The sequence below is a fragment of the Streptomyces anandii JCM 4720 genome, assembly GCF_014650655.1.
Taxonomy (GTDB): domain Bacteria; phylum Actinomycetota; class Actinomycetes; order Streptomycetales; family Streptomycetaceae; genus Streptomyces; species Streptomyces anandii.
This window is the reverse complement of record NZ_BMVJ01000099.1, coordinates 1-839: the sequence shown is the minus strand read 5'-3', so window position 1 is coordinate 839 and position 839 is coordinate 1. Positions and strand designations below refer to the sequence as shown.

The following is an 839-nucleotide window of genomic DNA, read 5'->3' as shown; positions in this document are numbered from 1 at the left end:
TGGCGTTACCGCGTCACCTGGAAGCCGCTGCCCGACGACAACGCCTCCGCCACCACCCGCCTCACCGGCACGTGGCTGCTGCTCACGACCCCGGACGGTCAGGAGCCCTGGGCGAACGGCATCGCCCGGGCACTCACCGATCGCGGGGCAGAGGTGAGGGAACTCGCCGTCAAGCCCGCCGATCGTGAGGCCCTGGCTGCCCTGCTCCGTGAGGAAGTCGCGGAAACCGGGGGCCGTGTGGCCGGTGTGCTGTCGTTGCTCGCGGTGGACGCCGAGCAGCCGTTGCACACCTCACTCGCGCTGGTGCAGGCCCTCGGCGACGCTGAGGTGACGGCACCGCTGTGGTGCGCCACCCGAGGCGCGGTCTCGGTCGGCGGAGCGGACCGGCTTGAGAGCCCCGAGCAGGCGCTGGTCTGGGGCATGGGCCGAGTGGCGTCCATGGAGCAGGGCGAGCGCTGGGGCGGTCTCGTCGACCTGCCGGCGGAGCCGGACGGGCGGACGCTGACACGGCTGGCGGCCACCCTCGCCGCGGCGGACGCGGGCGAGGACCAACTCGCCCTCCGCTCAACCGGTTTGTTCGTACGCCGCCTGCTGCGCGCCCCGCTCGACCGCACCCCCGTAACCCGGGACTGGAAGCCGCAGGGGACCGTGCTGGTCACCGGTGGCACGGGTGCCCTGGGCGCGCACGTGGCCCGCTGGCTGGCCCGCAGCACGGACTCCGGAGGCACCGCCCCGCTGCACCTGCTGCTGACCAGCCGCAGCGGCCCCGACGCCCCCGGCGCGGGCGAACTCCGCGACGAACTCACCGCCCTGGGCGCCGAAGTGACCATCGCCGCCTG

General features: G+C 74.5%; 1 protein-coding gene. It reads left to right on the top strand.

Annotated elements, in window-relative coordinates; translation table 11 throughout:
• A partial coding sequence (locus IE249_RS35475) for a beta-ketoacyl reductase (RefSeq protein ID WP_189711648.1) occupies window positions 1-839 on the top strand: 839 nt, incomplete at both ends.